General features: G+C 35.9%; 17 protein-coding genes. 14 read left to right on the top strand and 3 right to left on the bottom strand.

Annotated elements, in window-relative coordinates; translation table 11 throughout:
- The first annotated feature begins 11 nt into the window (after positions 1–11).
- From FTRAC_RS08900 to FTRAC_RS08890, 3 genes are all read left to right on the top strand, one after another.
- Entirely contained in the window at positions 12–542 is a 531-nt protein-coding gene (locus tag FTRAC_RS08900; protein WP_013453907.1) for an OmpH family outer membrane protein, read from the top strand.
- A gap of 90 nt (positions 543–632) precedes the next feature.
- Entirely contained in the window at positions 633–1559 is a 927-nt protein-coding gene (locus FTRAC_RS08895) for a S66 peptidase family protein (protein WP_013453906.1), read from the top strand.
- A 57-nt stretch (positions 1560–1616) separates the two neighbouring features.
- A complete protein-coding gene (locus tag FTRAC_RS08890; RefSeq protein ID WP_013453905.1) occupies positions 1617–2801 on the top strand; it encodes a hypothetical protein in 1185 nt (394 codons plus the stop codon).
- Between the two features lie 72 nt (positions 2802–2873).
- On the opposite strand, the gene chrA is transcribed toward FTRAC_RS08890, so the two are convergent.
- Positions 2874–4052 carry a chromate efflux transporter gene (gene chrA, locus FTRAC_RS08885; protein WP_013453904.1) on the bottom strand — a complete coding sequence of 393 codons (1179 nt, stop codon included), beginning with the start codon at positions 4050–4052 and terminating at the stop codon, positions 2874–2876.
- A 3-nt stretch (positions 4053–4055) separates the two neighbouring features.
- On the bottom strand, positions 4056–5030 hold the full coding sequence (locus tag FTRAC_RS08880) for an isopenicillin N synthase family dioxygenase (RefSeq protein ID WP_013453903.1): 975 nt from the start codon (positions 5028–5030) through the stop codon (positions 4056–4058).
- A gap of 94 nt (positions 5031–5124) precedes the next feature.
- Between FTRAC_RS08880 and FTRAC_RS08875 the strand changes: the two genes are divergently transcribed.
- From FTRAC_RS08875 to FTRAC_RS08850, 6 genes are all read left to right on the top strand, one after another.
- Positions 5125–5955 carry a hypothetical protein gene (locus FTRAC_RS08875; protein WP_013453902.1) on the top strand — a complete coding sequence of 277 codons (831 nt, stop codon included), beginning with the start codon at positions 5125–5127 and terminating at the stop codon, positions 5953–5955.
- Between the two features lie 543 nt (positions 5956–6498).
- A complete protein-coding gene (locus tag FTRAC_RS08870) occupies positions 6499–7701 on the top strand; it encodes a pyridoxal phosphate-dependent aminotransferase (protein ID WP_013453900.1) in 1203 nt (400 codons plus the stop codon).
- A gap of 1 nt (position 7702) precedes the next feature.
- A complete protein-coding gene (locus tag FTRAC_RS08865) occupies positions 7703–8698 on the top strand; it encodes a bifunctional heptose 7-phosphate kinase/heptose 1-phosphate adenyltransferase (RefSeq protein ID WP_013453899.1) in 996 nt (331 codons plus the stop codon).
- 40 nt (positions 8699–8738) lie between these two features.
- A complete protein-coding gene (locus FTRAC_RS08860; RefSeq protein ID WP_013453898.1) occupies positions 8739–10559 on the top strand; it encodes a TrkH family potassium uptake protein in 1821 nt (606 codons plus the stop codon).
- A 23-nt stretch (positions 10560–10582) separates the two neighbouring features.
- Positions 10583–12406, top strand: a complete 1824-nt coding sequence (locus FTRAC_RS08855) for a TrkH family potassium uptake protein (protein WP_013453897.1) — start codon at positions 10583–10585, stop codon at positions 12404–12406.
- A gap of 35 nt (positions 12407–12441) precedes the next feature.
- Complete coding sequence (locus FTRAC_RS08850) at positions 12442–13206, top strand: Eco47II family restriction endonuclease (RefSeq protein WP_013453896.1); 765 nt, start codon at positions 12442–12444, stop codon at positions 13204–13206.
- Here FTRAC_RS08850 and dcm read toward each other — a convergent pair.
- Positions 13182–14420 (bottom strand): DNA (cytosine-5-)-methyltransferase, encoded by a 1239-nt coding sequence (gene dcm / locus FTRAC_RS08845; protein ID WP_013453895.1) that lies wholly within the window; start codon positions 14418–14420, stop codon positions 13182–13184. The two genes, FTRAC_RS08850 and dcm, sit on opposite strands and share 25 nt — an antisense overlap.
- A 180-nt stretch (positions 14421–14600) precedes the next feature.
- Between dcm and dapF the strand changes: the two genes are divergently transcribed.
- The 5 genes from dapF to FTRAC_RS08820 all read left to right on the top strand — a co-directional run bounded on the left by dapF (position 14601) and on the right by FTRAC_RS08820 (position 22755).
- Positions 14601–15380: a diaminopimelate epimerase gene (gene dapF, locus FTRAC_RS08840; RefSeq protein WP_013453894.1), complete on the top strand. Its 780-nt coding sequence runs from the start codon at positions 14601–14603 to the stop codon at positions 15378–15380.
- Positions 15381–15447: 67 nt separating this feature from the next.
- On the top strand, positions 15448–18801 hold the full coding sequence (secA, locus tag FTRAC_RS08835) for a preprotein translocase subunit SecA (protein ID WP_013453893.1): 3354 nt from the start codon (positions 15448–15450) through the stop codon (positions 18799–18801).
- A complete protein-coding gene (locus tag FTRAC_RS19275) occupies positions 18794–19303 on the top strand; it encodes an SPOR domain-containing protein (protein WP_013453892.1) in 510 nt (169 codons plus the stop codon). The genes secA and FTRAC_RS19275 overlap by 8 nt, the downstream gene beginning before the upstream one ends.
- 258 nt (positions 19304–19561) lie before the next feature.
- Complete coding sequence (locus FTRAC_RS08825) at positions 19562–20755, top strand: M20 metallopeptidase family protein (RefSeq protein WP_013453891.1); 1194 nt, start codon at positions 19562–19564, stop codon at positions 20753–20755.
- Positions 20756–20967: 212 nt separating this feature from the next.
- A complete protein-coding gene (locus tag FTRAC_RS08820; protein WP_013453890.1) occupies positions 20968–22755 on the top strand; it encodes a hypothetical protein in 1788 nt (595 codons plus the stop codon).
- Positions 22756–22963 lie beyond the last annotated feature (208 nt).

Genomic DNA, 22963 nt, shown 5'->3' with positions numbered 1-22963 from the left:
AAAATAGACAGATGAAAAAGGGATTAATATTAATTTTAGCTTTGGGCTTATTTTATACAGCAAGTGCCCAAGAGACGAAAATAGGATTTACAAATGCTGATTATGTTTTGAGCTTAATGCCAGAATCTAAAGAGGTACAATCTCAAGTTGAAGCATATGAAAAGCAATTTTCAAATTCAATTCAGCAGAAATACCAAGATTTTCAGGCTCAAGTAGCTGAATATCAGCAAAATGCACCAACGATGACCGAACAGGTTAGAGCGCAAAAAGAGCAGGAATTACAAGGGTTGCAGCAATCTCTGCAAAAGTTTCAGCAAGATGCCGAGCAATCTATTGCACGTAAACAGCAAGAATTGTATCAGCCTTTATATGAGAAAATTCAAAATGCAATTGACAAAGTTGCAGAAGAGAATGGCTACACTCATGTATTAAGAGCAGAAGCTTTATTATATATTTCTGACGAAGATGCTGGTGATATTTCAGAGTTAGTTTTAAATAAATTAGGCGTTGAAGCACCAGATGCCTCAGCAACTGATGAATAATCATCATTGAACATATTTTAAATTTCTATTTAGAAGAAATTTAGTGAAATTAGCCTCGAATTTATTCGGGGCTTTTTTATTTCCAACAATATGAGTTTAAAACCAACTTTTCTAAAAAAGAATGATTTAATTCTAGTAATTAGCCCGTCTGGAGTAGTGGACGAAGCTTTGGTCGTAGGAGGAGCAAATGGTTTAAAAAGAGCAGGTTATAGAATTGAATTCACACCCAATACCTTTAATGCTCATTTCAAATTTGGAGCAAGACATCAAGAGCGACTTTCTGATTTGCAATTTGCTTTAGATCATACTGAAGCAAAAGCCATATATTGTGCCAGAGGTGGTTTTGGTATTACTCATATCATTGATGCTTTGGACTGGACACAGTTTAAGGAAAATCCAAAATGGATAATTGGCTTTAGCGATATCACGGCACTTTTAAATGCCGCATTTCAAAATGGATTTTCTTCTTTACATGCCAGTGTACTGCAAGGATTTCCAAAACTGTCAGGAGCTTATCAGAACAAATTAATTGAATCTTTATCTGGTGATATTAGTAATTTACAGGCTGAAAGTACTTTTCATAAGCCGGGAAAAGCAAGTGGGCAGTTAATAGGAGGGAACTTATCCCTATTGGTTCATCAAATTGGAACGCCAACAGAATTAGATTATGCTGGTAAAGTTCTTTTTTTAGAAGAAGTAGCGGAACCATTATATCATATTGACCGAATGCTCCTGCAATTAAAAAGGGCTTGTAAATTAAAGGATTTAGCTGGACTAGTAGTTGGTCAATTCACGAATCTATCTGAAGATAAATCCATTTATGGGCAATCAGTGGAGGAAATACTTGTGTTTCATTGTCAAGATTATGATTACCCGATTGGGTTTAATTTTCCTTTTGGGCATGGTGATGATATTGTGCCGTTAGTTCATGGGGCTGATGTAGATTTTGAAGTGAACGGAAGGGAAGCTAATTTGAAATATCTAATTAATCATGCAGAAAGTAACTTACCAATATAATAATCTAAACTTTTGTAAGTTTATTAGCTGAACTTTATTAACTAACTATTAACCCAAATGAAACCAATTACAATAATCTTAATTATTTGCTTTTCAGTTTTAGTTCAAGAATCGAATGGTCAAAATAGAACGCTTATTCTTTGGGATAATGAAAACAAGCAGCCAATTGAAAGTGCATTAATATTAAATAGTGCATTACAATATACAAATGCCATAAGTAATAGTAATGGATTATTTGAAATACCACAATCATGGCAAAAAAATGACTCTCTATTTGTCCATCATGTGAATTATGAAACCACAGCTTTTTCAATCTCCAAAGATTTAAAAGACACGGTATATATCAAGCCGCAAGATTTTGTGTTAGATGAGGTGGTGGTCTATGCAGAAACGACAGTAGAACAATTTTTAAAAGATATTGTGGTCAATACAGAAAGGAAATTAAAGTTGCCTGTCAAATATGATGCTTACTATAAGGAGTTTACTTTAGAGAATGACAAGTATATTTCATTTGCAGATGGTTCTATGCAGTTTTATCTGGAGGAGAAAAGGGGTGATTTAAATATAGAAGCAAGCTTACTGGAAAGTAGAGCTGTAAATTTAGAAACGAGTGAAGAAATTGATTTATCTCTAGTAGCACCTATAGGTTTTGAAAGTGCACTTTCTTATACTGATCCTAGCAGGGTTAGTCGTTTTCTAAACGTAAATAAGTTTGACAACTATAATTATTCCATTAAAGATGGAGAGTCTTTTATTACTATTCTGGCTAGCCCAAAGAAACCCGATAGTGACACTTATAGTAATGGTAAGATTTTAGTGAATAAGGGTGATTCCACGATTTCTTACCTTCAGTTTCAGTTGCATCCTATTTCCATAGAAAATATGAAGGTTGTAAATGCTGTAATTATGAAATCAAAAATAAAGGATTATCGAGTTACAGTAAAATATAGGGCGATTGAGGATAATTTAATGTTGGATTATGTGAGGATGAATGTCGAAATGAGGCTTTTTAATGATAAGAAAATAGATCAAACCAATACTTTTATCAATGACCTAAGTATCCTAAAACCATCCGAAAATCAAGAGAGCATTAGTTGGGGTGATAGATATCGAAAAAAATCTATTGCTAAAAATGGAACTGACTATCAAAGCGAGTTTTGGAAAAATGCATCTCATGTCTCACTCAGCCCAGAGGAATTAGAGTTGATTAATCGTGATAATAAAGATTCAAAAGCTAAATAGATCTAAAAAGTACTTATAAATATTTTTGGGGTTTACTATCATTATTAAGATATAAAATCTCAAATATTTATTTCACCCCAACAAAAACCCAGCTAGCAACCCAATCAATACCACATAAGGAGCTGGAATCTTCGTAAAAAGCAAGATGGCTAGCGTTCCAATTATCAAGCTAAAATTTAATAAGTTTGCTTGTACAGGTTCAAATAATAAGAATATTGCGGCAACCACCATCCCAGAACTGACTGCCGTAATCCCTTCCAAGGAGGCTTTGATGATTCTGAATTTTTTCAGCTGATCCCAGAACCTGATTAAGAAAATCATCATTAAAGTACCTGGTACAAATATTCCTACCGCTGCTAAAAAGCCACCTAAGATTTCGCCCCAAACGCCATATTCCCGCATTGAGAGTGCCCCAATATAGCTGGCGAATGAAAAAGTAGGGCCAGGAATAGCTTGTGCAATAGCAAAACCGCTCAAAAATTCTGATGAAGAGAGATAGTCTTTAAAATCAACAAACTCTGTATATAAAAATGGGATCAATACCTGACCTCCGCCAAAAATCAAACTTCCGTTCCTGTAGAAATTCTCTAGTAGTCGGATAGGTAAAGATTGAGTATATAAACCAATTAAGGCAATTAAAATCAAAGCGCTAATCCAAATGATTAAAGCAGTCCATCTAATTTTGATTTTCTCTTTTTCTTCTATTGGTTGGGATTTATATTTAAAAGCGGTAATAAAGCCACCTGCTAAAATCAATGCAGGAAATAAATATGGTGAATTAATCCAAACCGATATAGCTGCAGATATTACCAATAAAATCACGCTTGTTTTAGTATGAATAACCTTTTTTACAATCCGATATGCTGCAGCGGCCACAAAACCAACGGCTATAGGTTGTACAAAGGTTAAAAAGTGGGTAGATAATTCTTTTTCATCTATATTCGACATTAAAATCCCAAAACCAGTCATTAAAGCAACTCCTGGAATGGCCCAGACAAATAAGGTTAAAAAAGCAAAAGGTGCTCCTCCAATTTTTACTGCTAAACCGGTTAAGATTTGGGTAGAAGAAGGCCCCGGCAACATTTGACACAGGGCATTCATTTCTATCAATTCTTTTTCAGTTAAATAGCCTCTTTTATAAACCAAATGATCTAAAAAATACGCAAAATGAGCAGTAGCACCCCCAAATGTGGTGAGAGACAGGATTAAAATATCCTTTAAGTAGATTAGATATCGAATATTTCTAACCACTAATTATTTTTTCAGCAACCCAATTTCTGCTAATCTTTCCGCTAAAAACTCTCCTGCTGACATATCTTCATATTTTTTAGGGTTATCGGTATCTACGCAACTATCTAAACAAGTTAAGTCCATACTCGATTTAGGATGCATAAAAAATGGAATACTGTATCGAGAAGACTTCATTTGCTCTTTAGCCGGATTCACCACCCTGTGTATTGTAGATTTCAATTTGTCATTGGTCAATCTTGCCAACATATCACCTACATTCACCACCAATTGATTAGGTAATGCAGTAATTGGAATCCATTCACCATCTCTTCTTAAAACCTGTAATCCATCAGCACTAGCTCCCATCAACAATGTAATCAAATTAATATCACCATGCTGAGCTGCCCTTACTGCATCTTCTGGCAAATCTTCGGGATTTTCAATCGGTGGATAGTGGATTGCACGTAAAATACTGTTTCCGTAGGTCACTTCAGAATCAAAATAATTCTCGTCTAGGCCTAAGTAAATCGCAATGGCTCTTAACATTTCAAAACCAGTTTTTTCTAGTTTTTGATAAGCGTCTTTGGCTAATTCGGCTAATTCTGGCACTTCTGAAGGCCATAAGTTGTCGGGATACTCTTTCTTCAACTCATGATCATCTGGGACAAATTGCCCTACTTGATAAAATTCTTTTAAATCGGGTACTTTATGGCCCTTTGCCTGCTCTTTTCCTTTACTTGTATACCCTCTTTGCCCGGCGAGCTCTTCTTTTTCGTAAGCTTTCTTCTGCTCTGTGCTTAAGTTGAAGAATTTCTCAACAGCTGCATAAAGTTTCTGGCTTAACTCATTACTAAGGTAATGTCCTTTTATGGCTACAAATCCTATGTTATTGTAAGCTTCACCTAATTCTTTTACAAATTGCGCTTTAGTTTCTTCCGTTCCATTTGTGAAATCTTCCAAATTTAAGGAAGGGATTTCATCATATAATTTTTTGCTCATAACAGTATCGAGGTTTATTGAGTTGATAGTGTAACATATTCACACTACCTTAGTACACTTTAGTAAAGTAAAATAAAACAAAAAACATAAAACCATGAAAAAAGCCACTATAAGATTTAGTATTTTATTTGCGATGACGGCAATTTTTGCTTGTAGCACCGGAAATAAAGAAGAAAAAGCCGAAACAGAAGATAAATCAATGGAAGAAAAAACAGAAGAATCAGTTTCTTCTATTAGTTTGACACCGGTAGAATCCCCAGAATTTGATGATTCTATGTTGGAGATGTTGTCTCCAATGGAAAATGAAACCAATTTAGAGCCCGGTGCTGTTAAGTTTTCTTACAATGTAAAGAATTATGAATTAGCAACCCAGACAATTGATGCTGATGTTAAAAATTGTGCGAATTCACCAAAAGGTCAGCATATTCACTTGATATTGAATAACCAACCGTATTCAGCACATTACGAATCAGAATTCACCAAAAATTTGGAAGAAGGTCATTATGTAGCTTTATCTTTCTTGTCTCGCTCATATCACGAAAGTGTTAAGAGTTATGGAGCAGCGAATATTCGTCAGTTTACTGTAGGTAAAGAACCAAGCGGTCAGGAAATAGCTGATTTATCAGACCCTCATATGTTTTATAGCCGTCCGAAAGGAACTTATACTGGAAAAGATGCTCAAAAAGTATTGTTAGACTTCTACTTATTGAATACTGAGCTTTCTGAAGAAGGAAATAAAGTAAGAGCCACTATCAATGGTGAAGAATTTATGCTCGATAAATGGCAGCCATATTTCATAGAAGGAGCGGAAATGGGCGAAATGTCTATTAAGTTAGAATTATTAGATGCAAAAGGAGAATTAATTCCTAGTCCATTTAATCCTGTTGAAAGAACAGTTACTTTAGAAGCAGGAGACGCTTCTTGAAATAGAGATTAATTATTGATTAAATAGCCTGCGATGGAGAAATTGCAGGCTATTTTTTTATTTAAAACCAAAGCAGATCAATTAAGGTCGCTCCTACGGAGCTTGGAGAGGCAGTTTTTAGGTGATAATTACCGTTATTCAGCCCCTATGGAGCCTGAAATACTGTGGCTCTCAAGACTATATACAATTGTGAAATGAATATTACGTTGCTAAACATCTGATTTCATATTATTAAACTAAAACTTCAGGGTGCTTTTACATGTCCCAGCGGGACGGACTTATGGTAACTCTAATCAATGTACTCCCTTAAGTTCCGTAGGAACGACCTTATAGTACCCGAGCTGGTACTAGCTTCCCAGCTCGTAGTTAGTAAGCATTAATTGTCAATTGATCTAATGATTTGTCAATTGAAAAATTAGCACATCAATAGCTAATTACTTAATTTTAGCGCTGAATTAAAAAATCAATGAAATTGGTGGTGAAATTAGCCTGTTATCCAATTTACCTCTGAATTTCATGCAATAAAGTAATAACATATACATTATGAACTATCCAATAAGCGATCGCATCAAGAATATGTCTGAATCTGCAACTTTAGCGATGGCGGCTAAAGCGAGAGAATTAAAATCTCAAGGGATTGATATTATTAGTTTGAGTTTGGGAGAACCTGACTTTAAAACGCCTAAGCATATTCAAGAAGCAGCTAAAAAGGCAATTGATAGCGAGAAATATTTTGCATATCCACCTGTTTCAGGTTATCAAGATTTACGTGAAGCGATTGCTAATAAATTGGAAAAGGAAAATGGAATTCCAAGTTCTCCCGACCAAATAGTAGTATCAAATGGTGCTAAACAATCCATAGCCAATTTAATGTTGTCTCTATTAAACCCAGGGGATGAGGTTATTGTATTTGCACCATTTTGGGTGAGTTACACTGAGTTAGTTAAGCTAGCGGGGGCAACACCTGTTTATGTAACAGGGACTTTGGAAAACGATTTCAAGCCCACTGCAGAGCAATTAAAAGATGCTATTACCGATAATACAAAAGCTGTACTTTATTCTTCTCCATGCAACCCTACAGGAAGCGTATTCTCCAAAGAAGAATTAGAGAAATTGGCAATGGTTTTAAGGCAATATGACAATATAGTTGTAATGTCTGATGAAATTTATGAGCACATCAACTTCGGAAATGAAGGTCATGTGAGTATGGCATCTTTACCAGGAATGGCAGAGAGAACCATTACCATAAATGGTTTCTCCAAAGGATTTGCCATGACAGGCTGGAGAGTAGGTTATATTTCTGCTCCATTGCCAATAGCAAAAGCGGCCACTAAAATTCAAGGGCAAATTACTTCAGGTAATTCTTCTATTGCACAAAGAGCGGCCTTGGCTGCCATTACAGAAGATTTAAAGCCAACGATGGATATGACCAAAACATACCATAAGCGCAGGGATATGATGCTCGATTTATTGAAAGAAATGCCAGGGGTGGTGACTAATGTGCCAAAAGGAGCTTTTTATATTTTCCCTGATATCAGCAATTTCTTTGGAAAATCTGATGGAGAAACTAAAGTGAAAAATGCTGATGAATTGGCAATTTACATTCTGAAGAAAGCCAATGTTTCAGTGGTGACGGGAACAGCCTTTGGTGCGCCTAATTGTATAAGGATTTCTTATGCGGCTTCCGATGATGAATTGAAAGAAGCAATGGCTCGATTGAAAAAAGTATTGGCAGAATTAAAATAATATGCCTGTTCAAAATATTCCTGACCTTTTTAAAGCATTTCAAAAACTAAAAGTATTAGTCATTGGTGATGTGATGATTGATGCTTATATCTGGGGCACTGTTTCCAGGATTTCTCCTGAAGCACCCGTGCCAGTCGTAAATGTGAAAAACCGTGAAAAAAGAATGGGTGGGGCGGCCAATGTTGCCCTAAATCTTCAATCATTAGGTGCAGAACCCATTTTATGCGCTGTTTTAGGAGATGATGAGGAAGCCAATATTTTTGAAGATTTACTAAAGAAAAGAAATATTACAGCTAAAGGGATTATTCGAAGTAAAGACAGAATAACCACCATTAAAGAGCGGGTTTTGTCCGGTTCTCAACATCTTTTAAGGGTTGATTCGGAAAGCCTTGAGCCCCTAAACTCTTCAGAAGAAAATTTACTATCGCAAAAAATTTTGGAGCTGATACCAGAAGTGGATGTAGTGGTTTTTGAGGATTACGATAAAGGCACCATCAATGCTCAAATTATTCAAGATACTGTTGAAAGAGCTCAGGAGTTAGGTAAACCAGTAGTGGTAGATCCTAAGAAAAATAACTTCTTTTATTACAAAGGAGTGGATTTATTTAAACCTAATCTGAAAGAACTGAAAGAGGGGATGAATGTGAATTTTGAGCATTCAAATCAGGAAGTGTTAAAATCACAAACTCAATTACTTCGAGAACGCCTATCATGCAAAATGGTGATGACTACTTTATCGGAAAAAGGAGTTTATATACAATCCGAACAAGAGGATTTTTTGATTCCGGCTTACAAAAGAAGTATTTCGGATGTTTCGGGAGCGGGCGATACAGTAATTAGCATTGCAGCTCTTTGCATGGCCTTGAATTTAAAGGCAGATTTTGTAGCCACATTATCAAATTTAGGAGGAGGAATTGTATGCGAAGAATTAGGTGTAGTGCCAATTGATGCCAAAAAGTTGGAAGTAGAGGCAATAAAGCATAATTTACAGTTATAAATTGAGGCATTAAACTTAAAAGCCAAGTGTTTCTTACGGAATGAAATTTTCAAAACTCAAAAATGCTTTTGCAGAATGGCTGAATAACTTGCTTTACAGTAGCAGAACGCAAGTTTTGAATACACTGGTTTCTTTAAAAGCATTTATTTGGCTTACCGCAACTATTCTTCTTTTATATGTTTTTGGTTTTGAAACCGAACAGGATGAATTAGAGCAAGTTTTCTTGGGTTTGGATGTAGTGCTTATCATTTATTTCAGCACTTTTCTTATTCGTTTACTTTATGAGTTTAGACGTACCGAATTTATTAAAAATAATAAATTAGAGACTTTTTTGGTATTGATTATCATCGTTAATACCATTAGTCATCTGTTTCTTGATAATAAGATAATGGGTTTTTTTATCGAGAATTTTGAGTTTGAAAGCTACGAAGATGCTTATTTGGCTTTAATCACTTTCTTCTTCATTATCCTGATTCTTTATGAACTGGTCAACGCATCTGATATATTTTCTCGCCTTAAAGCAAGCCCTTCTCATTCATTCATAGTCAGCTTTATTATATTGATACTTTTCGGAACAGGAATGCTGATGTTGCCCGCCATGACAGTTCAAGAGGGTTCGATGAAATTTATGGATGCCTTATTTACTTCTGTGAGTGCATGTTGTGTTACAGGATTGATAGTGGTAGATACAGCTACTTTCTTTACTCTAAAGGGGCAAATCGTAATTATGATGTTAGTGCAAATTGGTGCTCTAGGGATAATCTCTTTTGCGGCCTTTTTTGCTAATATTATGAAAAGCGGAGTAGGCATTAAACAGCAATTGTTTTTGCAGGATTACCTGATCAGTGAATCTCTTTTTTCTGCAAAGGGCTTATTGCGGAAAATCATTTTCATCACCATTTCATTGGAGCTTATCACCTTTGTATTGATTTATTTTACCTGGGGAGATGGGGTGGTCTTCAATTCACAAGCTCAAAAACTTTTTTTTACGGCTTTTCATGCAGTCAGTGCTTTCTGTAATGCAGGCTTTAGCCTTTTTACAAATGGCTTGGCCGAACATGGAGTTGCCACTAGTTATATCCTTCATATTGTTGTAGCTGTTTCCATGATATTTGGAACTATCGGTTTTTCTACTATTCAGGATATTTTTAATGTTCAACGATTAAGAGACCGTTATCAAAACCCTTGGAAAGATTGGAATTTAAGCACCAAAGTAGCAGTTTACACCACTGCTTTCTTAATTGTTTTTGGGATGTTGGTATTTTATCTATTGGAAAGAGATTATATCTTGTCAGATAAGAACTTTATCGAAGCTACAATTACTAGCTTTTTTCAATCCGTAACCAGAACCGCGGGTTTCAATACAGTGGATATAGGAGCTTTAAGAACCCCAACACTAATATTGCTGGCATTTCTCATGTTTATTGGTGCGTCCTCGGGCTCAGTAGGTGGCGGAATTAAAACTTCTACTTTTTATTTAATTCTGGTTTCGGTATTTGCCACGATTAGGGGGCGGTTAAAAATCGAAATTGACAAAAGATTTATTCCAAAAGAATTACTGTTTAAGGCATTGTCTATCTTTTTCTTTGCCGCCTCCATTAATTTGATCGGGGTATTTATTTTAACATTAACAGATAGTAATTTCTCATTCGTTCAAATTATTTTTGAACAAGTTTCGGCATTTGGAACAGTAGGTTTAAGTACTGGTATTACTTCTGAATTATCTACTGCTGGTAGGACGGTTATAATTCTTTCTATGTTTGTTGGAAGGGTTGGGACGCTTACATTTGCTTTTGCATTAAGTAGCAGGCAGACTACACAAAACTATAAATATCCTAAAGCGCATTTGATGGTGGGCTGATATTATGATGTATAAAGTATTAAATGAAAATCTCTAGATTTAAAAATACAATAATTGAATTGCTGAATAACGCAATTTATAAGAGTAAAAAGCCCGTCCTCACCACGGTTCGCTCTGTTAAAGTGTTTTTATGGATAGCTGCTTCGGTCATATTACTATATGAATTTGGATTTGATGTAAATAAAGAGGAGTTAGAACAGGTGTTTCTGGCATTGGATATAATCCTGTTTTTTTATTTTTTAAGTTTCCTCATTCGATGGCTTTACTCTTTTAGAAGACTGGAATTTTTACAATCTCATAAACTAGAATTTATATTAGTCATCATTATCCTCGTAAATTCTATTAGTTATTATGCTTTTGATAATAGAATAGTATATTTTTTACAGGACTTTTTTGAATTCAATAGTTATGCGGACGCCTATCAAACTTTGCTGGCTTTTTATTTTATTATTTTAATTTCATATGAAGGAGTAAAAGCGAGTGTAATTTTATCTCAACTCAAAACGAAACCTGCCAGAACCTTTATCATTAGTTTTATAATCTTGATCTTTTTTGGGACTGGTGTTTTAATGTTTCCTGAAATGTCAGTGGAAAACGAAACCATGCCTTTCATGGATGCATTGTTTACTGCTGTAAGTGCAAGTTGCGTGACAGGTTTGATTGTTGTAGATACGGCTACTTACTTTTCGTTGAAAGGGCAATTTGTCATTATGATTTTAATGCAGTTTGGTGGCTTGGGCATCATTACATTTGCTTCTTTTTTAGCTTCACTTTTAAAGACAGGAGTAGGGATCAAGCAACAACTAATGCTTCAAGATTTCCTTGAAAGTGATTCTTTATTCTCCGCCAAAGGCTTATTGAGCAAAATCTTTTTTATCACTTTTTTAGTGGAGTTTATTGCCTTTGTTTTAATATTCTTCTCTTGGGGGCAGGATGTTCATTTTAATACCGTGGGGCAGAAGGTTTTCTTTTCAGCCTTTCATTCTATCAGTGCATTTTGTAATGCAGGTTTTAGTTTATTTACCAATGGCCTATTTGAACAAGGAGTAGCCACCAGTTATATTTTACATATTATTATTGCCATAACTCTGATTTTAGGAGGGATAGGGTTTTCTTCACTACAGGATTTGTTTTCACTTTCCAATCTTAGGGATAGATTTAGAAACCCTTGGAAGGAATGGAAATTGAGTACCAAAATAGCAGTATATACTTCCTTAGTATTGCTCATCACAGGCATGATAGCCTTTTATTTTATAGAAAGAGACAACACTTTGGCTGATATGAATTTTATGGAAGCTTTGATCACCAGCTTTTTTCAATCTGCAACTGCAAGAACGGCAGGATTTAACACTGTGGACTTTAGTGCCTTGAAAATCCCGGCCTTGGTGCTAATCTCTTTCTTAATGTTTGTCGGGGCGTCATCAGGTTCTGTGGGTGGAGGGATTAAAACCTCAACTTTTTATTTGTTGATTAAATCAGTGGTTGCAACTTTAAATAATAGGGCTAAAATTGAGATCGATAGAAAATTCATACCTAAAGAATTACTTTATAAAGCCTTGTCAGTCTTTTTCTTTGCCGCAACTATGAATTTGATGGCTATTTTTGCTTTGACCATAACGGATGGTGATATTACGCTGGAAAGATTGATTTTTGAACAAGTTTCAGCTTTCGGTACGGTAGGCTTAAGTACTGGGATTACTGCTGATTTATCACTTGGCGGTAGAATTATCATTATTTTATCAATGTTTATTGGTAGAGTAGGTACTTTAACTTTTGCTTTAGCCCTCAGCAATAGAGCTACAAGCACGACACACAAATATCCTAGGGCGCATTTGATGGTGGGGTAAATTTATTTTAATAACTTTAAATCAAAGAATTATCTATGGCAAATAAATACCTTGATTTTGTGGCGGATGAGCATTTATTAAAATGTGTCGAAAATCTTCATAATTCATATTTGAAGGCGAAAGAAAATATTTCCAAAAAGACTTTTTATAAAAATAAGGTAGATACCATAAAACTAATCTTTGATTCAAAATTTAATAATCTGGATGAGGAAGAAATAATTGAAACTGAAGTGTTAAGACAAATAGATAAATCTATCAATAATTCAATAGGTACATTTCATGAAGAATTGCTGGGAGGGATTGATGGCTATGAAAAAGGGGATTTAAGCGGATTTGATATAAAGGCCGAAGATGACACACTATTTGCTGATATTAAAAATAAGCATAATACCATGAACAGTAGCTCTTCGGAAAGCTTGTTCCAGAAATTAGCAAGATATGCTGATGATTATAAGCAAGCAAAATGCTATTGGGTTCAGATTTTGGCTAAGAAGAGTTTTAACGAAAAGTGGTTTGCAGAGATAAATGGTAAAGAATACAGTCACAGTCGTGTTTATAAAATTTCCGGGGATCAATTCTATTCATTATTAACCGGTCAAGAGGATGCCTTTTTTAAACTTTATAAAAACCTTCCTTTAGCAATTTCCGATTATTTAGGCTCCATCAAATCTGAGAATGAAATTCAAGAAAACTCAGCTTTAACTGAGATACAAGAATCGATTTCAGAATCTCAGCGCTCAATTTTTGATCAAATTACTTTTGAAAATTATAGTTACTATCTAGGTTTTGAAAGGCTGTAATATTGATTCAAAAATTTTATAATGGAATAACCTAATTCCTGACCTAAATTTACAGGGACAGCATTACCAATTTGTTTGTATTGTTGAGCTATTGAGCCAGCAAATTCCCATTCATCTGGAAAGGTTTGAATTCTTGCATATTCCCTGACCGTAAAAGGGCGGGTTTCATCAGGATGACATCTTTCAGTTTGTTTTTGTGCCGGACTACAAGTTAAAGTAAGGGAAGGTTCATCCCAACCAATTCTTCGAGCCATTCCGGTTTTCCCTCCGCCCAAATAAAAACTACCGCCCATATATTCTTTCTGAAGCTCTATAGGCAAGTCTCTCCAATATCCCTTAGGAGGAATTAAGTCCAAAATTGTTTTTTTGTATTCAGGATATTTGGCACCTAATGATTTAGGAACATCGGAATTAAATAATGGTCCTTTCTTCAGGGCATCTTTTAAATTATAGATTTTTTTGTGAGGTTTTGGGTATAGAAATTCAATATCAATATCTTTTCTGATGCCCACCAAAATTAATCTTTCACGTTTTTGAGGCACCCTGTATTGTATAGCTTTCAAGACTTTAACAGGAACAACTTTATAACCTATTTCATCTAAAATGGAAATCATGCCTTGCAATGTATTTCCATTGTCATGGCTTAAAAGACCTCTTACATTTTCACCTATGCAAATTGCTGGTTTCACTTCTGTAACTACTCTTGCAAATTCATAAAACAAAGTGCCTCTTGCATCCTTTAACCCCAGTTTTTTTCCTGCATAACTGAATGCCTGACAAGGAAAGCCTCCTGTTACTACATCTATTTGATTTTCAAGTTCTTTGAAATCAAAATCTTTTATATCACCTTCAAGAACATTCCAATGAGGTCTATTATTCCGTAATGTTTGACAGGCCCATTTATCAATTTCATTTAATGCTTGGCATTTTAATCCAGCTTTTTCTAAGCCAACAGCTAATCCACCGGCTCCAGCAAATAATTCTAATACTGCATATTCATTATCAGGTTTTTCGAAATTAGAAACCTCATCCTCTATATTATTATCAAATAAGGGTTTTAAAAAAGTTTGAACATCAGATTTTTTATAAACACGATAATTTGAAACCGGTTCTCTAACGGCATTTAATATTCCTTCTTTGTCCCACCTTCTTAAAGTTTCCTTACTTTTACCGACTAATTCCGATGTTTCTGATAATGATAAGTATTCTTTCATATAACCATCTTAGTAAACGTTACACAATGGTTACAAATTTAGTGTTTATATTTTAAAATATTCACTCTAAATTTGAATAGTTTGAGATTTTTTTCAACTCTGAATTTGAACTAAATCTATTTCCAAAGTGCCATTCTGGCATAAGAAATTATTTGGTGTTATTTTCGCTTCATGGAGCACATGGCAAGATTTGAATTTTATAAATATCAGGGCACAGGCAATGATTTTGTGGTGGTGGATAACCGCTCCCTAAAGCTGGATAAAACGGACAAAACGATTGCCCAAAAATTATGTAACCGTAAATTCGGAGTGGGTTCTGATGGTCTAATATTAATTGAAAATCATGACGAGTATGATTTTGAAATGATATTTTTTAATCCTGATGGCTCGCAAAGTATGTGCGGGAATGGAAGCCGATGCGCAGTGAAATTTGCTCAATTTTTAGGTATAATTAAGGGTGAAACTACTTTTCTTTCAACAGATGGGGTACATGAAGCCACAATAGAAGGCGATATTGTTCGCTTGAGCATGCACGATGTTGCCCAGTCAGAAATTAATACTTTTCCAGAGCACTTCACGATTAATACAGGATCTCCTCATTATGTTATTTTTGCCAGCAACATAAAAAATAAAGACGTAAAAGAAGAAGGTGCATCTATTCGTTATAATGAAGAGTTTGCAGCTGAAGGTATCAATGTTAATTTTGTAGAGAAGCTTTCTGAGAATAAAATCTCAGTGAGGACTTATGAAAGAGGAGTAGAAGATGAAACCTTGTCATGTGGCACTGGAGTAACGGCTTGCGCTATTGCGAATGTATTGCATGGTGGTGTTTCTCCAGTTCAAATTGAAACCTTAGGAGGACAATTGGTTGTTGAATTTGAGTTGGATGAAGGATCTGCCAGAAATGTTTGGTTAACAGGACCGGCAAAGAATGTTTTTAAAGGTGAAATCGAACTTTAAAAATTGAAATAAATCATAAAAAAGCGTGTAAATTAGCGCACATTTAAAATTATTATAGCAAAAAAACATGTTTGATTTTTTAGCAAAAGGACTAACAAAAGTTTTCGGAACTAAGTCTGATAGAGATATAAAAGAAGTTCTCCCCTTGGTGGAGCAGATTAATAAAGAATTTGCCAAGTTGAAGGACTTATCACATGATGAATTAAGAGCTAAAACTGCTGATGTTTTAGCAAGAATCAATCAATATTTAAAAGAAATTGATGATGAAATAGCGGCTCTTCATACCAAGGTAGATGAAAATCCTGATATGGATTTACATACTAAAGAGGATGTCTTCAATGAAATTGATGCCCTGGAAGAGAAGCGAAATGAAAAGTTGGAGGAAGTGCTTTTAGAAGTATTGCCTGAAACTTTTGCTATCGTTAAAGATACTGCCCGCAGGTTTATGGAAAACGAACAATTGGAAGTGACTGCTTCTATGTTCGATAAAGAAATGTCTGGCAAGGCTGAGCATGTAAATTTGAAGGGTGATAAAGCTGTTTGGAATAATACATGGAAAGCTGCTGGAAATGATGTGACCTGGGACATGATGCATTATGATGTGCAGTTGATAGGTGGTATTGTGCTCCATAAAGGTAAAATTGCTGAGATGGCAACAGGTGAAGGTAAAACTTTAGTGGCCACCTTACCAGCTTTCTTAAATGCTTTAGCGAAAAGAGGTGTTCATATTGTTACCGTAAACGATTACTTAGCAAAACGTGATGCTGAGTGGATGGCGCCTATATTTCAGTTCCACGGAATTTCGGTGGATTGTATCGATAATTTTAAACCTAACTCAGAAGAAAGAAGAAAAGCTTATCAATCGGATATAGTTTACGGAACCAATAATGAATTCGGCTTTGATTATTTGCGTGACAATATGACGCGTGAAACCAAAGAATTGGTTCAAGGAAAACACCATTTTGCCATGATTGATGAGGTGGATTCTGTTTTGATTGATGAGGCCAGAACTCCATTAATTATTTCAGGGCCAGTTCCCAAAGGAGATGTTCATGAATTTGATTCCCTTAAGCCAAGAATTGAAAAACTAGTACAAGAGCAAAGAAAATTAACTTCAGACTTTCTTTTAGAAGCCAAAAAGCTCATCAAAGAAGGTAAGGAAGATGAAGGTGGCTTGGCATTGTTCAGAGCATTTAGAGGTTTGCCGAAACATAAGCCTTTAATTAAATATTTGAGTGAGCAGGGTATTCGTCAAATTTTGCAAAAGACGGAAAACATCTACCTGGCTGATAATTCTAAATTAATGCCAGAGGCAGATGAGCCTTTATTGTTCACTATAGAAGAGAAAAACAATAATATTGACCTTACGGAAAAAGGGATTGACTTAATCACAAGAGATGGAGAGGATCCTAATTTCTTTATTCTACCAGATATAGGAGTAGAAATTGCCAATTTGGAAAAAGACGAGTCTTATTCTGATGAGGAAATGCTGGAGAAGAAAGATACTTTAATCAAAGATTATGCAGAGAAAGCGGAACGTATTCATTCTGTAAACCAGCTATTGAAAGCTTATACACTTTTCGAAAAGGATACTGAGTATATTTTGGTAGATGGGAAAGTGAAGATTGTGGATGAGCAGACAGGTCGAGTGATGGAAGGAAGAAGATATTCTGATGGTCTCCACCAAGCGATTGAAGCAAAAGAGAATGTGAAAGTAGAGGATGCCACGCAGACTTATGCTACTATCACATTGCAGAACTACTTTAGAATGTACCACAAATTAGCGGGTATGACCGGTACTGCTGAAACTGAGGCAGGAGAGTTCTGGGATATTTACGAATTGGATGTGGTAGTGATTCCTACCAATAAGCCAATTGTTAGGGATGACCGTCAAGACAAAGTTTATAAAACAGTAAGAGAGAAATTTAATGCCGTTGCTGCTGAAATTGAAGAAATGAGTAAAGCCGGAAGACCTGTTTTAGTGGGTACAACTTCCGTGGAAATTTCTGAGATTCTGAGTCGTATGTTGAACATGCGTAAGATCAAACACCAAGTATTGAACGCAAAACAACACGCAAAAGAAGCAGATGTGGTAGCTGAAGCTGGAAAACCAGGAACAGTTACCATTGCTACCAACATGGCGGGTCGTGGTACGGATATTAAATTGGCTAAGGAATCGAAAGAAGCTGGTGGTCTTGCAATCATTGGTACAGAAAGACACGAATCAAGAAGGGTTGATAGACAGCTAAGAGGTCGTGCCGGTCGTCAGGGTGATACTGGTTCTTCTCAGTTCTTTGTTTCCCTTGAAGATAACTTGATGCGTATGTTTGGTTCAGACAGAATCGCCAAACTAATGGATAGAATGGGATTAGAAGAAGGTGAAGTAATTCAGCATTCTATGATTTCAAAATCCATTGAGCGAGCGCAGAAGAAAGTAGAGGAAAATAACTTCGGTACACGTAAGCGATTATTGGAGTATGATGATGTTATGAATTCTCAGCGTGAAGTGATTTACAAGAGAAGGAAGAATGCGCTTTATGGCGAGCGATTGCAGTTGGATATCATGAATATGCTTTTTGATACTTGCGAAGATATCGTGAATAACTCCAAAGCAATGGATGCATTTGATGACTTCAGATTAAGCATTCTAGGTACTTTCGGAATTGATTTTGAAATCAGCAAAGAAGATTACGAAGCAATGAAGCCAAACGAGCTGACTGAGAAATTGTACAATCATGTGTATTCTTCTTATAAAGCTAAAAATGATAAAATAAGAGAAAAGGCGTTCCCTATTCTAAAAGATATTTCTAAAACCAAAGGGGCAACCGTGAAAGAAATCATGGTTCCATTTACAGATGGTAAAAAGCAAATTGGGGTAGTCACTGATCTACAGAAAAATCTGGATACTGAAGGTCAGGAATTGATACTTTCCATGGAGAAAATCTCTACGCTAGCCATCATTGATGAAAACTGGAAAGAGCATTTGAGAGAAATGGATGACTTAAAGCAGTCCGTTCAAAATGCTGTATACGAGCAGAAAGACCCTTTATTGATTTATAAATTTGAAGGTTTTGAGCTATTCAAAAGATTTATCGGTAAATTGAATGAAGATACTAGTTCATTTATGATGAAACTTGATTTACCAGTTCAAGATAGTTCTCAGGTTCAGACGGCTGCTCAAAGAAAACAGCAGCAGAATTATAAAGAAAGTAAAGAAGAGTCAGGTTCTGTATTAAGTGGAGGTCAAAATAAAAACAGACCACCAGTAGAGAAGCAGATGCCAGCAAAATCTGAAAAGGTAGTAGGGAGAAATGACAGAGTTTCTGTTCAGTATCAAGACGGAAGTGTAAAGAAAGACGTCAAGTTCAAGACGGTGGAAGAGGATGTTAAAAGCAATAAATGTGTTTTATTAGATGAATAAATTTGGAGCCTATATAGCGTTTTTTTTAGTTGGGTTTTTAATTATAGGTTGTGTAACAACTCAACCTACTTCAACTGCAAGTAAATCATACAGTGAAGATTTAAGCCAATATCGACCTGAAGTTGATACTAGCTATAAAATGGTAGAAGAGGAAAGCGCTTTTAGAACGACAAGTGAAAACTTCGAGCCCAATGCTGATGTCACCGAATTACTGAATAAAAAGCTAGATACCTTAGCAGAGAACAATAAGGAGATTCGCTATGTAAATGGGTACTCAATTCAGGTTTATAGTGGTAGTAGTAGTTCTGAAGCTTATGCTGCCAGAGATACAGCAAGAGTTGTTCTTCCAGAAATAAGAACAGATGTGGAATACAAACAGCCAATTTACAAAGTGAGGGTTGGAAGATTTACAGAAAGACTGGAAGTGCAAAGAACCCTATTAAAACTGAAACCAAAGTTTCCAAGTGCTATCTCCGTTCCGCAAAGGATTTATATTAATTAATTGGGGCATGTGATTTTTACTAATGCCCTGGCATAGTAGGTTAATAGGTTATTAATAATAAATAAAATCCGCCAGAGACGTTAGTAATTTCCACTAGCGAGACGCTAGCGGAAGGAAATTACTTTATCTCTAACGCTATCCTCTGGATGGTGATGATTACTAGCGCCTCTGGCGCTGGATAATAGGACTGCAAATGATTCTTTGTCGCCAATTATTCAATAAAGACTACTAGCCAAAGACTTAAAATCAAAACATAAAATGGATTTAAAATCAGAGATTCAATCACTGGCAAAGTCACAGTTCGAAGAAATTAAAGGATTACGAGAACATCTGCACCGCAATCCAGAACTCTCATTCGAAGAGTTTGAAACCGCTAAATTCATCAGTAAAACCTTAACAGAATGGGGAATTGAGCATCAAACAGGAGTGGCAGATACCGGCACCGTGGTTTTAATCAAAGGGAAAAATCCAGATAAAAAAGTAACTGCGCTTAGAGCTGATATTGACGCCCTTCCTATTACAGAGCAAAATGAGGTTCCTTATAAAAGCCAGAATGTGGGGGTCATGCACGCTTGTGGGCATGATGTCCATACCTCTTCCATGCTGGGCACAGTAAAAATCTTAAATCAATTAAAAGAACATTTCGAAGGCACGATCAAGGTGATTTTTCAACCAGGAGAGGAAAGAGTTCCGGGTGGCGCATCTAAAATGATTAAGGAAGGCGTTTTGACAAAACCTGATGTGAATAATATCATAGGTCAGCATGTAATGCCTTTAATAGATGCTGGTAAAGTAGGATTCCGAAGCGGCATGTATATGGCCAGCACGGATGAATTATACATGAAAGTCATTGGAAAAGGCGGTCATGGTGCTATGCCAGAATTGAATGTTGATCCTGTCATTATCACAGCCCATATCTTAGTCGCTTTGCAGCAAATTGTAAGCCGACATGCCAGTCCTAAAATCCCATCTGTATTATCTTTTGGGAAAGTAATTGCCGAGGGAGCTACCAATGTAATTCCGAATGAGGTCTATTTAGAAGGTACTTTCCGCACCATGGATGAGGAATGGAGAGCTTCTGCTCAAAAGAAGATGAGAAAAATGGCAGAGGGAATGGCAGAAAGCATGGGTGCTAAATGCGAATTCGAAATCAGAAAAGGCTATCCATTTTTGGTGAATGAGCCCGAATTGACCGAAAGAGCCAAAGCCAATGCCATAGAATTTTTAGGAGAGGAAAATGTGGAGGACTTGGATTTGTGGATGGCTGCTGAAGACTTTGCCTACTTTTCTCAGGCTACCGATGCCTGCTTTTATCGATTAGGAGTTCGAAACGAAGCGAAAGGAATCAACTCCTCTGTACATACCCCAACTTTTGATATTGATCCACTTGCGTTGGAAACTGGAATGGGATTAATGGCTTGGCTGGCAATTAAAGAGTTGGAAAGCAAATAATCATAAGAGACTAGGTTGATTTCTAGCGTAGAATTATACGTTTAATTTTACGGTTAATGATAGAATTGTTGCTTTAGGTCAATTTGTACAGCTTTTGCTTCCATTATAATTATCATTAAGTTTAGACTGACATAATAGATATATAGTCACCTGGGGGGTGACTATATTTAATTGTTAGGCACAATTGCCACAAAACCATTTAAATAAAAAATATGAAACCAAATTTCCCCAAACACAGCTGTGTTTACAAGTCAATCAATATTCTTAAACTCTACAAACTTGCTTCACTAGGCCTAATTTTCTTTTTGGCTTTTATATTCTCTTGCCAAGAGAATAATGTGGAAGCTGATTTACCTGCTGAAGTGGCAAAAAATGGCTATATTAGGCTAGAAGATTCAGAAAAACTAAATGAAGCCTTTATGCAGGCAAAAGAGTTTATGAACCGACCTAACCATAGAACCAACTTTCCCTTTCAATTCAGTTGGGACATGGTAGATCAAAGTCGAGTACTTCAAATTGTTCAAAAAGGTAATGGTAACTATTCCAATTATACCTTTTCCATAGCGCAACAAGATGAAAATAACTTTCTTAATTTAGTGTTGAAAGAAAAATCTGATGGGTTTTATGCCGCTCTATTTAAATATGAATATCAAACCGATACAGATAGCAGTCCAACTAACGCTCTTCAAGAAGTAAATAAATACAATTTATCGGGAGAGCCATTATTAAGATATTCTTTCGGCAATCAATTCAATCGAAGATCCTCCAGTCAAGACTGCGTAGAAGATGTTGAAGTTATTGTAGAATATGATTGTTGGAATTCAAATCTTGGTCGTCCCTGCGATGATGCAGAGGAAGTCTATGTCATTGAAATTACCTCGGGAGATTGCGATGAAGGTGGGGGTGATAGTGACGGATCAGATTGGGGCACCCCATTTCCAGATACCGAGACAGGTGGAGGTACTAGTCCAGGAGGAGGTAGTTCTGGAGATCCCAGTTCACCAGACGATGATGGTGGCAGTCCTTCAGACCCAGGAGAAGCAGAAGATGACCTTATTGGATTAGAGCCTCCCCTTAACGGACCAACACCATTGCCAGAGTGCGGTGATGGAGAAGTAAGAATTGATGGAGTATGTGTTGATGAAGTTGAGGTAAGAACTGCGATTCTTAAATCAATTTTAGAAGAAGACCCCTTCGCTTTAATTGATATACCATGCGAAGAATTGAGTCAGGCTTGGAAAGATCTTGCCGAACATAAACCTAATCAAGCTGTAAAAGACAGAGTTCAGCAGTTAAACCAAGAAAGCTATGATATTGAAATGCAGTATATTGAAGATGCATCTGGTGCAATAGTAAATATGGATTATTTTCCAGTAGAAATTACTCAATTACCAGAAAATCCAGCAACTGGTGAAACATTTACAGGACGGGAGTTCTTCAATTACATAAGAGAAAACTTTGCGGACATCTGCTTTAATGACAATACAAGCTTTGGGCCTTACAATCAGACAGAGGCTCAAAGGTGGAATAGCACTAATTACTTAGGCACTGTGATGAGGTTTGATATTGCAGTTTCCTTATTTGGTATATTCCCCGGCCAACAAGACGGCTCTGTACTTTGCACAGATCAGCAAAATCAGTCATGGATATTTTCTACTATTTATACTTCTCAAGACCACAGTCATCCGGTAAGTGGTAATCGTCAATTTGGATTAACAGCAAATCCTGATGGCACATACACATTTTATACAGCGGGAGTTGACAGAGTGGCTGAATCATTTGATGAATTAGTTTCTGAACTACCGAATACAGCAGGAGCTTTTGAAGGAGGTGAAGAAATTTGGTCAAGCTTGCAAAATAACTTGAAAAATTTTATTAATGATACTGAGAATGGAGGTACAGCAACTGTGGGTGAATCATCAATAGAAAGAATTGATATAGAAGAATTAGAAGCTGTTTTAAATGGAACTAAATCAGTTTCAGACTTAGGCTGTAATTAAAAAAAATGATCATGAAAAATCTTAAAGTAGCCTTTTTTAGTAGTTTAATAATTTTTTTATGTCACTATTTGTTCGGTGTATTTTATACTAGTTTTATAGATAGAAACGGCATAAATTGGATGAATCCTTTTCTTATGTTCCTTACTTTTTATTGGGTTTATTTTTCTTTAACTCTTCTTCACATTTTTTTGATAAAAAAGACCAGAAT

The organism is Marivirga tractuosa DSM 4126 (assembly GCF_000183425.1).
GTDB lineage: Bacteria > Bacteroidota > Bacteroidia > Cytophagales > Cyclobacteriaceae > Marivirga > Marivirga tractuosa.
This window is presented reverse-complemented; position numbering and strand designations above follow the sequence as displayed.